1 protein-coding gene is annotated in these 883 nt (G+C 71.6%); it reads right to left on the reverse strand.

Features of this window, described 5'->3' with window-relative positions:
• Positions 1-863, reverse strand: an 863-nt coding sequence (locus EEJ42_RS31275; RefSeq protein ID WP_484422016.1) for a COG1470 family protein, incomplete at its 3' end; no start/stop codon positions are given.
• Positions 864-883: the final 20 nt, after the last annotated feature.

The raw sequence follows: 883 nt of genomic DNA on the forward strand, positions 1-883 counted from the left end.
CCGCCGGGCTGCTGCGTCGGCTCGGCCGCCGGTTTCGACGCGGGCGCGGAACTCGGGGCCGAGGGCTCCGGGGTCGGCACCGAGGAGGCGGCGGCCTCCTCGGTCCGGTCCTGGGCGCGGGTGTTCACCTGCGGCTTGTACGAGATCCAGATCATGACGAAGGCGATGGTCAGCGCGATGAGCATGCTGAAGAACACGCCCAGCCAGCGCGGCATCAGCCCCGGCTGCTCGTAGGTGCCCTGTACCGGGAGCGGTTCGGCGCCGGAGCGCTGCACGGCCAGGGTGAAGGGCCGGGACTCCTTGGACCCGGCCCAGATGGTCTCGCGCGGCTTGAGGGTGGTCTTGATGAACGCGGCCCGGCCGGGCTCGATCTGGACGTTGGCCGGGTGGATGTCGTACGAGAGCTGGTCGCCGTTGTCGCTGCCGCTGATGGACGCGGTCAGCTTGACGTTGCCGAGGTTGTCCACGGCGAGCTTGGGGCGCCCCCGGAACCGGCCCTTGACCGTCTGCGGCACGAGTTCGGCCCGCACCTCGCTGAAGGGGGTGACGGTGACGTTGCCCTCGGGGACGGTGGTGGCCTCCGGGTGCTCGGTCGGGATGATCTGCACCCCGTAGGCGTGCGGCCCGGCCGCCGCGTCCGGTGTACGCGGTGGGGCGAAGGTCAGCTCCACCGTGCCGGTCGTCCCCGGGTACAGCCGGAGCGTCTGCGGCTCCACGGTCGTCCACGGGGACAGGGTGCCGACGGGTACGAAGCGGTACTCGTCGACGACGTCGCCGGTGTTGCGCAGCCGCAGCCGCACGGTGGCCGAGCCGCCGGGGTCCACGGTGGTCGAGGCGGGTTCCAGAGAGGTCCAAAGGCTCACCGCAACGACGCTATGGCGGA

Origin of the sequence: Streptomyces botrytidirepellens (genome assembly GCF_003721215.1) — a bacterium.
In the GTDB taxonomy this organism is placed as follows: Bacteria; Actinomycetota; Actinomycetes; order Streptomycetales; family Streptomycetaceae; genus Streptomyces; species Streptomyces himastatinicus.